Consider the following 13,657-nt stretch of genomic DNA (forward strand, 5'->3'; position numbering starts at 1 on the left):
CAAAATCAGCGTCAGAATACTTTACCTGGCCGCCATTTACATTATGCAGCAATTGCTCGTTAACCAATGTCATAAAATCAATTGCGCCTACTGCTTTTGGCAAGCCGGAAGGGACTTGAAAGCCATAGGTACCCGAGTAATTAAGTTCAAGCGACCCCTTCTTACCTTTTTTGGTGGTCACTAATATTACACCATTGGCAGCACGTACGCCATAAATAGCTGCGGATCCATCTTTTAGTACCGATACACTTTCTATATCATTAGGATCAAGACGGGTAATATTATCCCGCGGAACACCATCGATAACAACCAATGGATCGCCGAAACCGCGAATACTAAATGAGTTATCAAATGAACCGGGTTCTGCAGAGTTTTGAACCACACGTAAACCGGCTACTTTACCGGTAAGAGAATTTAGAACGTTCTCGTTTTTGGTTGTGACAATTTCACTGTTGTTAACCGATGCGATAGAACCGGTAACCGTAACTTTCTTTTGCGTACCATAACCTACAACTACTACTTCATTTAATGAAGAGGAGCTTTGTGCCAGCTTTATGTTTACGGTTTCCTGGGTATTAATTACTACCTCTTGAGGGGTGTACCCTAAAAACGAAAATAAAAGCGTTTGGCCTGAAGCTACATTTAACGAAAACTTTCCATTAACATCAGTTACCGAACCCGTTGTGGTTCCTTTAACTGATACCGATACCCCGGGTAACGGCCCGGCATTATCAGATACTACCCCGATAATAGTTTTGGTTTGTGCAAAAGCTGAATTGCACATTAGTAAAAACAAAAAAGGTACAATACAATAATGTACCACCTTTTTGATTTTCACACCATAGCGAATGCCATGGCATCCACCATAATTGGTAAAAATTTCATCCATAAATAAATTGATTTAAACTGGTTTATAATTACACCGGTAATATTGTATCAGGATTGGTTAGCCATATACAATTACTTTACCGGCAGACAAGTATAAACTGAGGTGTATTAAAAGGAGGGTTAAAAAAGGGGTTAATACAGTTAATAATTCATTAACCGTTACTTATTAACCGCTTTTTTAAGAAATAAATGGGTGTATTCGCCGTTAAGGCGATAAAGATTTTTTAGAATATTATTTGCAGATCTTATCAAAGTGAACGGGATATTCACTGCCCATTGACTTTTGGTACTCAGTCACAAATTCATCGTAAACTTTTTTGGCGTAATCAATTCCCTTGATCCGTCTGAGCGACTTAAGCTTATATTTTAAAGCGATATCATTAAAGGGGTCGATATTTAATACCACGCGGCATACATCCAAAGCTTTTTTGTAATCGCCGCCTTCATATACCTTTTTTATTTCGGATAAAATTACCGGCATAAGCAATTCTTCAAAACTCAGTTTAACATCATCCAGCCAGGTTTCGGGTACATACTGTAAAAGCCCTCCGGATGCAATCAAATCAAACTGATCTGTTATAAATTGTTCTGCTGTAATGTGATGATCATGAATTTGATTAATAGAATCGGTTACTACAAAATAGTCACAAAAAAAACTTTCACTTAATTTAAAGCAATAGGTATCGTTTAAAAAGCTAAGTTCGATGCCATCTATATCGGCAATTATATTTCTGAGGTGATTAATTGTTACCCCTTTAATGTTTTTTGTTTTTACAACCTCTTTATCAGGCCATAGTATTGTAGATATTTTTTTTGAAACAACACCGTGGGCATCTTTGCTGTTTAACAATATTAAAATAAACAGTTGTTTTATCTTTGGGCTAAACAGGTAAGTAATATCCTTGCTGTTTTTGTTAAATACAATAAACTCTCCCAATAAATAAACAGCATTTGGCTTTATACCTGCTTCTTTTTTCTTGCTATAAAAGTCGGGTATTATCTCATCGTCAACCTTTATTATGCTACCTTTTAGTTTTCGCCGTCTGATAAAATACCACAAGGCCCCGCATATAACTATTATAAGAGCGATAAGATATTTATAAATACCGTTAAACCTGCTTGTATTTGTTTGCTGCGAGCTTAAATAAGCCTGCTGGCTTACCGGCGGAGATGTAAGGGCATAGATCTTAACGGTAGATTGCGACGGAGAAGTAAACTCCTGGGTCGCACAAAAAAACTCATCTTGCTTAGGATCAAAAAATAAATTAAAATCGCTTTCGATCCGTTCTGAAGCAACCGGTATAGTGCCGCTGACTATTTCATACGAACCATCTCTAACAGAGAATTTATAAAGCCTTAAATTGGTTTTTGGTTTTTCGTGCGGATAACATAGTGCATAAAAAAACTTTTTATCTTTTGAGAGGATAAGATTATTAGCCGAAACAAAAGGCTCTTCGTCGGGGCTTATTTCCCAGCATTTTTTAATAACACGGGTGGTTAAATTAATTCTGTAGAGGTCGTAAAAATGCTTCCCTCCAATAATTTGATTGCCCGATTGATTACCATAACCGCCAAATATATAAACTTCGTTATTTTCATCAGTTTGGCTGCTCCCCGAAAAAAATCGCGGGGATATGGTATCGCCGGTAAACAAAACCTTTTCCCAGCTATCTGTAGTTTGTTGATATTTAAAGAAATCTTTATGATATGAAAACGAACCATATCCGCCAAAAAGATAAAAGTTGTTTTGATCTTTATCAAAAAATATATTGTGGTGGTGCCTTTGTTGTTTTATTAAAGCTTTACCAACAGCTTCCCATTTTAAAGTACTTAAATCAAGCGCTGCTATGCTATGCAATGAATCTGGCGGTTGTACTTCATAAACATAGCACTTGTTTTGCCTGATATTAACTATGCTTTTGCCCAGCAAAAGCGTCATGGGTATTTTATTATTATACGGCTTACCTATTACATTATCTGCCTGTACATTGTACTGTATCAACGAATCTTTTTTAAACATGAACAACACCTGTTGGTTTACATCAAAATTTACCCCTGCTACTTCATTAAAAGTCCGTTTTAATTTAGGTGTCCAAAAATATGATTCATTTATAAGCCAGGCCGGATGATCTACATAGCCAACGGCATCTCCATCATCTGTATGCACGTTGTGTCCATTCCATTCATTAAGCGGGAAATAATACTTTTTGCTATCATCATTAATAGTCAAATTTTTGATGGCCATATTGGGCACATCAGAGTAATGCTTATTCTTACCAAAGGTTAGCTCAGGTGTTATTTTACCTTTAAAACCAAAGTCTTTTGCCTTATACCATTTATCATTTACAAAAAAGCCTACCGTGTTGGCTTCCAAATCAATATCAGCTTTTACCCTTATCCATTTTCGCTTTATTAATTGTGTTAAATTAAGCGGGATCTCAATCTTATTGCTTTTACTATCAATATTGAAATTTAATGTTGGCGAGCCATTATGGTTAAAAATATAAGTTAAGCTGTACGAATTGCCGCTTGTATCGGTTATATTAAATACATAACCTAAGTGGTCATTATCCCATAAAGACAAATCAAAACTTATTGATAAATGATTATTAAACGTAGGTTTATCGTTAGCAAAAACAACATATGATGTACGTTTACTTAGTAAACTATCATTCGAATTGAACTGTAGCCCCTGTGCGTTGCCTTTTAATGAAGGCAATAATATTATTAATATATAAATAGCTTTACAGACCGTTTTTGGCAGTACTAAAATTCTATTATATACGCTCATTATAAAAGTGGATGATTGATAGGTAAGTATAAGCAATACCACAAAATTATGTTTTTCGGGGCGAAAAAAATCGTTTTCTTTTCCTAAGAGTGGCTTTTTCTCTATATGCCCGATAAAGCTTTGGTTTACAATTTATAAGTCCCTCTCATTTGCCAATAATAATCTATTGCATTTAATATCTTCAGGCAAAGCACCGGCGTTTTCTCCACAAAGGTTGCGTCGCGCAAACCATTTACATACTTTCGCCGCAACCAATATGAAAGTAATTATAGCTGAAAAGCCATCTGTAGGGCGCGAGATAGCCAAAGTTTTTGGCGCTACCACTAAAAAGGACGGTTATATGGAAGGCAAGGGTTACACCTTTACCTGGGCCTTTGGGCATCTGTTGCAACTGGCCGCGCCGCAAGAATATGGTTATTACGGCTGGAATGTACAGAACCTGCCCATGCTGCCGCAAAAGTTCAAACTATCCATCCGTAAGGTAAAAACTAAGGATGGCATGGTAGAAGACCCCGGCGTAAGAAAACAGTTAGATATTATTAAGGCCTTATTTGACGAAGCTACCGAGATCATTGTAGCCACAGATGCCGGGCGGGAAGGTGAACTGATCTTCCGATACATTTACTACTACCTTAAATGCAAGAAACCCTTTAAACGGTTGTGGATCTCTTCGCAAACTGATGCAGCGATAAAAGAAGGGTTCCGCAATCTAAAGCCGGGTTCAGATTACGATACGCTGTTCAATTCCGCCCACTGTCGCTCACAATCCGACTGGTTGGTGGGGATGAACGCTACACAGGCGCTGAGCTTATCATCCGGTACACGTTCTGTATTATCTTTAGGCAGGGTGCAAACCCCTACCCTGGCCATGATTTGCGCACGTTATTTGGAGAATAAAAAATTTTTACCGCAAACCTATTACCAGGTCAGTATCCAGCCGGATAAAGACGGGCAGGTATTTAAAGCGGTTTCTGAAAAAAACTTTAAAACTAAAGAAGAAGCACAGGCAGTGCTTGATCTGGTGGAAGACGTTACTTTAGGTTTCCCACAGGGAGGGCACATTTTAAGCGTGGAAGCCAAGCCGCGTAAAGAACCACCTCCGCTATTGCATGACCTAAGCAGTTTGCAACAGGAGGCCAATAAACGCAAAGGCTTTACGGCCGACCAAACGCTAACCCTACTGCAAAACCTGTATGAAAGCAAACTGGTTACTTACCCACGTACCGGCAGCCGTTATATTGGCGATGATGTATATGCGGGCGTACCGGCACTAATTGATAAGTTTATGGATCATAAAGAGTTTGGCAAACAGGCCACCCTGCTTTCTGGCTCCAAATTGAATAAGCGTAGTGTTAATGCGAAAAAAGTGACCGATCACCACGCGATATTGCCTACCGGCGAAACACCTCATCAACTTTCGCCAGACCACCAAGCTATTTATGATATGGTGGCAGGACGGATGCTGGAAGCTTTTCACCAGGATTGTATCAAAGAGATCACTAAAATCACCGTACAATCGGGTTCTAAATTTATTGCAAGCGGTACTGTGATTCAAACCGGTGGTTGGCGTGCGGTATTCAATGATAAGGATGAGGAAAAGAAGGATGAGGAGAACGCGACACTGCCCAAAGTAACACAAGGCGAAAACCTTCCTGTTACAGATAAAGCCTTATTAGAGAAACAGACCAAGCCAAAGCCTTTATACAACGAGGCAAGTTTGCTGAAAGCATTAGAGACAGCTGGTAAAGAAATTGATGATGAGGAATTGCGCCAGGCTATGAAGGATAGCGGCCTGGGTACACCGGCTACAAGGGCAGCCATGATAGAAACCTTGCTAAAGCGCAATTACATTTTAAGAGAGAAGAAAAACCTGGTCCCTACCGAAACCGGCCTTGCTGTTTATGAAGTAGTTAAACACCAGCAAATAGCACAGGCAGAACTAACCGGTAACTGGGAAAAGCGACTGGAAGAGATAAGAAGCGGTGCTTCAGTTAGTGCATTTCAGGAAGAGATCAAAACCTATACCCGCGCTATTACGCAAGAATTACTGCAGGCGGGAAAAGGAATGGTGATTAAAATGCCCTAAAGTGCTAAGCGGTTCTTACCAAGTATGACCTCATCAATACATTTACCTATGGTGGTTAAAAGATAATTATCCAGGATATCTTCATTCCTCTGTAACCATTCGTTGCCTGATTTAAAAAGCATGGCTGCTTTACCATCGGCAAATTGTACTTTCCATACTTTCCAGCTTTTATATAAGTCTGTAGTGATCTGTATCAACTGGGTAGTACCGTCGGCTAATTTTATTCTGTATTTCATAGGTAAATTCAATATTAAAACCAACTTCTAATGTTTCTAATACAGCAATAAATACGTTTAAAAACAGATAATATTATATTCTATTTTATACTCTTAGGCTGATATAAACTAAAGCGTTCATCATCAGTTAGAAGCGTACACTGCACAGCAAGCTACAACTTTAGGTTGTAATTTTACAAAAATATTTTTTTGTAAAATTCTTGATACAATTAAAGGGTTTTCATTAACTTAGCTGTGCAGTCTACCATCTGTACGTTCGATCAAATACTTGCGATTTTTATTTTTTTACCTGTAAATTCTAATTGCTATGAGTATTAGTTTACACGCAAATCTATCTAAAGATATCGCATGTCAATCCGCTTTATTTTCGTTAAATAACAAAATAGACACCAAAGAGCTGGACATAGAAGATGTAGGCAATTTAATTCCCGGCAGCGTTATGGTGCAGGACCTGGATGAGCTTACAAATCTGTATATGAACGATAATGGCTGCCGCATATTAAAGCGTTGTAAGGAGGAACTTAACAGCTTGGGGCCTGCCTATTTTGATATGTTTTTCCCTCCCGAAGAGATCGAAATTTTAAAGATCGAGGTTAGAAAGTTTCTGCAACTCGGCGATCCATCACTTATATATTCCTTCTTTCAGCGGGTAAGACCCGATAAAAACAGCGATTATAAATGGTATTTGAGCAATGTAAGGCTTTACATGCCCTTTGCCCCTGGCGAAAATCTCAAGCTAATAAATGTTGCTATAGAAGTTGATAATATATCATATGCATCTAAAAAGATCAATTCTATATGCGAGCAAAATGAGTTTGCCCAGAAAAATTACTTTAAATATCTTTTGCTTACCAAACGTGAAAAAGAGATAATAAAGCTGATTGCCAATGGGTGTAATAGCCGTTATATTTCAGATACGCTTTTTATATCGTTACATACCGTAAATAACCATAGGAAGAATATTTTGAACAAACTGAACATTAAAGGGATAATTGATTTGATAAAGTTTGCCGCTGCATACAGTATAATATAAATTTTATTTAGGCTGCTTTTTGGCCGTTACTTTCAAACATAGTTACAAACTTAAGCACAGCCGGCAACGCTGCTGTTAAAACACCTAAATAAGTAATTATAGTTGAATAGGTTTCTTGTTGAGATGCGAAGAGAAATGCTAAAACCGCAACAATCAATATCATTAACGGCGTTTTAAGCTTGTTCCAATTACCGTTATCTGTTATTTGCTTCCGTATCATCATTGCTTCAGACGTGCCGATAGCGGTAAGAATAAAATTCCTGAAGCCTTTATTAAATAAATGTAACGCTCCATTTTTTCGTATAATTAGCCCTTTGCTTACTAGCATCGTGAGGTTATAATCGTCATATGAATTTACAAGGCTATCCTCGGCCAGGTCATATAATAAAAACTTTTCTTCCTTTGTTAACGATTGCCATATATACATGTAAAAATAATGGGATGTAACCTGCATTTTAAAAGCAAGGGAATCGCCATCGAGATAACCAGGCTTAGTTACATCTAATTTTTCAAGCATAGTTACCAATGGTTCCTGCATTCTGTTTAAAAAATGCGTATGGCTGGTTTCCTGTAGCAATACCTTTTTCCAGGCTGCCAGATCGTCTGATATAGTTATGTCGCTTGTGATAAGCACATCTATAATTATCTTAAAATGCCCCAATAGTACATGCCATCTTTCCAGGTCATGCTCAGGCTTTCTTCCATCGGCTTGTCTTAAAGTTCTTTCATTAAGCGATTCAAGAAAGTTTACCGGGTGCACAGTAGAGGTAATAAATATTTTGCTTTTGTTCTTCTGCAGCAAGTTTTCTAAGAAGTTCAACTTTATAGAGTTGGTTAAAGCGCTTTGTATGTCGTATTCAAAGTGGTTAACTATAATAAGCGAAAAATCTCCATTTAAAGCTAATTTAGCGATATTGATCCAATCACAGTTAGTTTTTAAAGCTTCTTCATTGTCTGGAATAAATATCATATCTACTATTAACACATTCCCTAAAGAGTAATCGTTTTCATTAAGTACAGCAATTTTATCATCCTTTCCATAAATCTTTTTATCGGCTATCAATCGCTTAATTTTTTCTAATTTACCTGAACCGGGAGAGCCTATGATAAATAGCAGCGAATTTAGTTTAGAGTGTGTTATAAGTACCTGGTCGATATCCTGCCAACCTGATTCTATTGGAAGGTTTAAGGCAAATAATTTACGGATGATAAGATGCAATATGCGCCAAAAAATAAAAAGCGACGTGATAAAGAGGAACCAATATATTATACCATAATTAGTTAGTGGCAATATGTGTGGCAGTATATAATTTAACCTAATGGATGTTAGTTCAAGATACTTGCCAGATGGCAACAGATAAGAGGTGTATGCAGGTGTGTTATCAAACAAACCGTTGAATATTAAAGAATTTCCGGGGTGGTTATTATAAAACTCGTCTATACCACTTTTATCAAGCTTGTTATAGCTCATGTTATTAAATAACCATGCAGTTTTTATCTCGGCATAAGATGGTTCTTGTTTTATCTCGGCATACGATGGTTTTTGATTTGGGAGAGCTTTTGAATTAATGTTTATATCGTTTATCCAAACATGGTCGGCATAAATATTTTTTAATTTAAAAAACGAACTGTCATTTGGCGTCGACACCTTTTTTACAACTTCCTGTATAAAAAACGCATGCCTGTATCTCGATGTTAACCTCTCGTTGTAGTTATATGATGATGTGTAAAATAGTGCAACAGGTATACCACTCGTAATAATTAACCGGGTAACTATCATTAGGGAGTAACTGGAACTAAAATCCCAGGAACCTGCCGAAACCCTGTGTTTTATCCGCCTTAAACCCCCAAATAATCTTACTGATATTTTTACAAAGCCCCACGAAATACCGATCAATACCGCCTCAAATAACAAAAACAGTATCGCCTGGCCCTGTATCATGATCAAAGCAATAAAGTTTATAACTATAATTATGGTTAGTAAGGCAGCATTCCCTTTTCTCTTTTCAGAATACTTTAACGGCTCAAGCTTTTTATAAACGTCTGAATACAGAATATTTAAAAACAAAGTAACAGCCGTTGCCGAAAATAATAGGATGAATAGAAATTGCAAAAAGCTGGTTATATTATAAAATATGATGAGCAGCAGTATGTTTATAATATTTAAAACTATTGCCAAATTATATTGATGATGGTAGCGCGAATCTGGTCGTATCCACGATATATCAAAGTACTGCTTTTCAAAAAAGGATTGCTTTCTGCAAAGAATAAATATGAGCAGCAGTTGAATAATGAGGACCAGAAAGAACGTGATAAGCATGTAAAAGCTAAAAGAGAATATTTTAATATCCCTCATGTTTTTAAACGAGGTGCTCTCAAATACCAGCACATAGTAAGGCAGGTTTTGAATAGGCCTGGCGTAAAAACTATAATCATCTCCCGAATATATGGCTTCAAAGAAATCGCTTCCCTGGCTTGTAATTAAGCCGTTTAACTTTTGTTTAGCCGAAACTTCACTCAGGAAGTTCTCGTTAAGGTTTTTAGTTGTATCTGAATGGTAAAGCACCTTACCTTGCGCATTTACAATACAATAGAATAAGCCCTTGGGCAATACAGGCTGTTTAAGGCATTTAAGATTAACCGTTATGGCAGCCACAGCTGCATCCTTGTTAACTGTTGGAATAGATATAACAGTGGTAAACTTGCCGCTTGTCCAGGATACTATCTGGTCTACATAATATGGCTTGTTTAGCTGGTTGTCCATGAAATAGGTTTTGTTAGCAATTATGCTTTTAAAATAATTCCTTTCTCCGAAATTTCCTGATGGCGAACTGTCATACAAAGCCGACCAGTTGTTTACTTCCAATCCGTTTGTTTGTATCCAATAAACCTTATTGAGATCAAACACCTGAAAAACTGAATCTAAGGTTCTGCCATATTTATTGTTAAGCCGGGTACTATCAGAATCTGTTTTTGCTACATTTTTTTTACCCAGGTTTTTCAGATCAAAAGTTAGTTTTGAATCGCGCCTGAGGGTGTCAAGCTTATTCAGTAATTTATATGTTATATTAAGTTCATCTGAATATCGTTTCCCAATTTCATCAGCCAAATTCTTTTTAACAATCTCAGAATGGCTCATTACAGGCTTAAAAAAGGTATTATACTTAAAAAAGGCAAAAAATATAAGCGACATTAAAAGCATTGAAACAGCGAACGAAAACATACCATCCATTACAGTGAGCCTATCCTGGTTACCCATTTGATAGAGCTTTATCCATGGCATTGCCAGTATAACCCCCATTGCGGATATCAAAAGCAAGAGCACAATACTTTCGGGTAGTTTTGTACGCTCAAACTTGTAATTGCTGTTTGTTAACAAACCCGTCATAGTAAGTACAGAATCTTCATTAAGACTTAGTTGTTGGGCAAAAAGCTTATAATCTATACCACTCATGTGGGTGCTTTTAACATGCCCTTTTAAGAAAGTACTTTTGTCGGTTTGTAAAGAATCAGTAGCTATGGCAGTTACACCGCTTGGGAAAGTTTGGTAAATGATTTTGCCATCCTTTAGCAGAATATATTCGTCAAATATTTTACGCACCAGCAACTGCTCAATAAACTGGCTAATGGTGTACTTAAGGCCAACCTGGTACTGCCCTTTCCTTAAATAGATAATAAGTTCCTTTCTGTTAAAATTTATAATACTGGTACTATCAGAAAATGGTTTACCGTTTTTATCAGGTGTAAGTTTTTCTACGGGGAGTAGTATAAAGTTCTTACGCGGATAATTGGTTATATACTTATTAAGCCTACTGGTATCGTATGCCGGCAAATTTCTCTCATAGGTAATTAGTATGTTGTTCAACAATGCTACAGAGTTATTAATTTTAGCATGTATGTTTTTCTCAATATTTTGCAGGCACCTAAAACGTTGTTCTTCTAAACGCTTTTGGTTGTTGGGGATATAAATGAAAAAATATAAACTGCCCAATATAATTACAAACAGTACTGTAACCAATACTACAACCTGGTTTTTGCTAAAGGTGAAAAAGCTTTTCATATTGGTTTGTTTAAAGCTGCACAGCTATAGCGCTTAGCCACCTTGCTTTTGCTTCGCGATAGGTGGCATAGCCCAGGTGGATACCACTTTCATCGCCCCTTATTAACTGATTAGGCAAACATGGCTCACTGTTCACAATAAACTTGCTGCATAATTGCGTAATTAAACTTACCTCGTTATTAGCAACAGCATCCATATCCAGGTCCATTACTTTAACAAAATCATCGGGGTTGATTGCATAGGCCTTTGGTATCTCAAACAATAAGCTGTCGGCATTTAATACCGGCTTAATGCAGGGGTTTATACGAACAATGCAGGCATTATTACTTAGCAATGGATCAATGATGGAATAAGCAATGAATGTTGCTGAATCTGGCGGGTCACCCAAAATACTTGTCGACATTTTTTTGATATCAGCTATAAACGAGGAGCGGTTATCTGTCACCACAAGCTTATTATCCTTGTTCTTTTGATAGATGGATGCAATACGCGGGTCGGTTGAGTTTTGGTAATCCGGTATCACTGCCCTGCCACCCGTTCCAGTACCCAACGATAATATATTGTAATCACTTAAAGGGATACCATTGTTATTTGTCATGGCTTCGATAACCCCGGCTAAAATGGGATTATTAAAACCGGAAACTGCACCATCCCAGTACCATGCTTTGCGGGAATCGTTACCGCCTAACAGGCTTACATTTGCCTCGGCCGGCGAATCAAAGTAATTTACCGGCGCATTGCTTGATGAGTGTATAGCATGGCCAAGTGTAACTTGGTAATATTTCCCGTTATTAAAAACATCAGTGTGGCTTTTTGTATTTGACCGAAAAAAACTTGCTCTTCGTTTAAAATAATCAAATCCTACTACAAGGATCTGCAAGTTGGGCTTACCAATAATTGCAGGCAATTCATGCATTGGGGTGTCGAGTATTGGCTTTGTGGTTTTACCCTCTTTTATCAAAGAATCGTACTTACTAAAAATAGTTTTCAAGCCCTCCATTTTTCTTTTCGCGCTATATTTAGGCCCCAGAACACTTGTTAAACTTGCGATATTTCGCAGACTAAGCTTTTCCCAAAAATTCAGCTTTGAAAATACCTGCTTGCGTTTGCTTTCGTCCTCAAAAATCGAGATGATCTCGCTAAGCAGCATATTATTGCACAAACAGGCCAAAACAAGGCTGCCGCCCGAGTTAGCTATCGCCATATCAAAACTCTTCAAAAGTTCGTGCCCGTGTATATCGCCATATATATCCTTAAGAACTTTGGCCTGTAACATAGCCCATGAACCGCCACCGTCAAGAGAAAGAATTTTGTACGCCATACGATAAAGTTTAACAAGCAGATTTGGTTAGCGTAAAGCCTCTTGGATGGGAGCCTTTTACACCTTAATTTAGAAGTTAAATATTTAAATTTAGGTTAAATACTAAATAACGTCAATGGCTACTTATAGCTATTTATAGGCACAACCCCGTCACGCAAATAATAGCTCTATTAACGCTTAAGGGTATACATGAAAACTATATAAATGACGAGGAGTAGCTATTTTTTACTTCGGGATATAATATCAATTTAGTGTACCATTACTATGAATACAGCAAAAAGTATTTAATTTGTGGTTAAGTATATACCGGGCCTGCAACATATGAGCTATCAATAATATATTTGCTTACATTAAACCCATATATCATGTATTTACAATTAACAAAAGCCAGATATTGGCTCTTGGGCCTAATTACCCCCATACTATTTACCGCTTGCCATGTTGTGCTGATAGGTGCATATGACCAAAATGTTGATCAAAGTATTCAACAGATCTCAACAGAGGTGTCTACCCTGCTGGTTAAGCTCGAAAAAAATGTTGATGATAATCAGCCAGCCGAAAACAAGTACGAAAAATTCAGGGATACCTATATTAATTTATATGGAGAGGTAGAAAACCTGAAGATACGGACAATGGCACTGCCTAAGTATTCTAAAATTACTGAAATGGTTGTGCTGCTCAATAAAAACATCCACGATCTGGAAGCGCTGCATAAAACAGGTTTCACCGACAAACGGCTTATTGAAACCACAAAAACTTTAATTGAAACTTCGTTACAGGCAATGCTTACTGCACAAAATGCGCTTAAACGAGAATCTGTTTGATTTAACCTTTAAAACTTATCGACATGAGTACAATTGATTTCTCAAAAATATTAGGAGATATGCTTGGTGCCGCTAAATCGCAGTTAGCCGATAAATGGCCTGCGGTTGAAAGCCTGGCTACATCATCTATTAAAACATTGGCCCAAAGTTTAATAGATATAGAAGAGATGTCCCTTAAAGGCACTATAACTAAAGAGCAGGCGGCATTGTTATTAAATATGCATAAAAACACCGCCAAAATGGTTTTACTATCTGTAGAGGTTGTTGGAATTGTAGCGGCAGAACAAGCAATTAACGCTGCTTTAGATATTGTGAAAGATACAATAAATAAAACTATAGGATTTGGCCTTATTTGATAGTAAGTAAATTTAACCTGTATAAATAAAAAATGCCGGGTCATAAGCCCGGCATTTTAACT

General features: G+C 37.3%; 9 protein-coding genes. 4 read left to right on the forward strand and 5 right to left on the reverse strand.

From position 1 onward, the window contains the following. Both JWQ85_RS13985 and JWQ85_RS13990 read right to left on the reverse strand, forming a co-directional pair. A partial coding sequence (locus tag JWQ85_RS13985; RefSeq protein ID WP_299468970.1) for a carboxypeptidase-like regulatory domain-containing protein occupies window positions 1-889 on the reverse strand: 889 nt, incomplete at its 3' end. A gap of 231 nt (window positions 890-1,120) precedes the next feature. Beyond that, on the reverse strand, window positions 1,121-3,607 hold the full coding sequence (locus tag JWQ85_RS13990; RefSeq protein ID WP_299468972.1) for a kelch repeat-containing protein: 2,487 nt from the start codon (window positions 3,605-3,607) through the stop codon (window positions 1,121-1,123). Between the two features lie 328 nt (window positions 3,608-3,935). Between JWQ85_RS13990 and JWQ85_RS13995 the strand changes: the two genes are divergently transcribed. Further along, window positions 3,936-5,765 carry a DNA topoisomerase 3 gene (locus tag JWQ85_RS13995; RefSeq protein WP_299468974.1) on the forward strand — a complete coding sequence of 610 codons (1,830 nt, stop codon included), beginning with the start codon at window positions 3,936-3,938 and terminating at the stop codon, window positions 5,763-5,765. Here the strand turns inward: JWQ85_RS13995 and JWQ85_RS14000 are convergent. Then, window positions 5,762-6,001, reverse strand: a complete 240-nt coding sequence (locus JWQ85_RS14000) for a hypothetical protein (RefSeq protein WP_299468976.1) — start codon at window positions 5,999-6,001, stop codon at window positions 5,762-5,764. The genes JWQ85_RS13995 and JWQ85_RS14000 overlap by 4 nt on opposite strands. Before the next feature lie 307 nt (window positions 6,002-6,308). Here JWQ85_RS14000 and JWQ85_RS14005 point away from each other — a divergent pair, with 307 nt between their 5' ends. Then, window positions 6,309-7,034, forward strand: a complete 726-nt coding sequence (locus JWQ85_RS14005; protein WP_299468978.1) for a response regulator transcription factor — start codon at window positions 6,309-6,311, stop codon at window positions 7,032-7,034. A gap of 7 nt (window positions 7,035-7,041) precedes the next feature. Here the strand turns inward: JWQ85_RS14005 and JWQ85_RS14010 are convergent, their stop codons facing one another. Together JWQ85_RS14010 and JWQ85_RS14015 are read right to left on the reverse strand one after the other, a co-directional pair. Next, the gene (locus tag JWQ85_RS14010) at window positions 7,042-11,094 is read right to left on the reverse strand and encodes a cache domain-containing protein (RefSeq protein ID WP_299468980.1); all 4,053 of its coding nucleotides are present in this window, start codon (window positions 11,092-11,094) and stop codon (window positions 7,042-7,044) included. Between the two features lie 10 nt (window positions 11,095-11,104). Further along, complete coding sequence (locus JWQ85_RS14015) at window positions 11,105-12,415, reverse strand: patatin-like phospholipase family protein (RefSeq protein WP_299468982.1); 1,311 nt, start codon at window positions 12,413-12,415, stop codon at window positions 11,105-11,107. A 365-nt stretch (window positions 12,416-12,780) separates the two neighbouring features. Between JWQ85_RS14015 and JWQ85_RS14020 the strand changes: the two genes are divergently transcribed. Together JWQ85_RS14020 and JWQ85_RS14025 are read left to right on the forward strand one after the other, a co-directional pair. Further along, window positions 12,781-13,239: a hypothetical protein gene (locus JWQ85_RS14020; protein ID WP_299468984.1), complete on the forward strand. Its 459-nt coding sequence runs from the start codon at window positions 12,781-12,783 to the stop codon at window positions 13,237-13,239. A gap of 23 nt (window positions 13,240-13,262) precedes the next feature. Next, complete coding sequence (locus JWQ85_RS14025) at window positions 13,263-13,595, forward strand: hypothetical protein (protein WP_299468986.1); 333 nt, start codon at window positions 13,263-13,265, stop codon at window positions 13,593-13,595. Window positions 13,596-13,657: the final 62 nt, after the last annotated feature.

Origin of the sequence: Mucilaginibacter sp., assembly GCF_028288105.1 — a bacterium.
Classification (GTDB): Bacteria; Bacteroidota; Bacteroidia; order Sphingobacteriales; family Sphingobacteriaceae; genus Mucilaginibacter.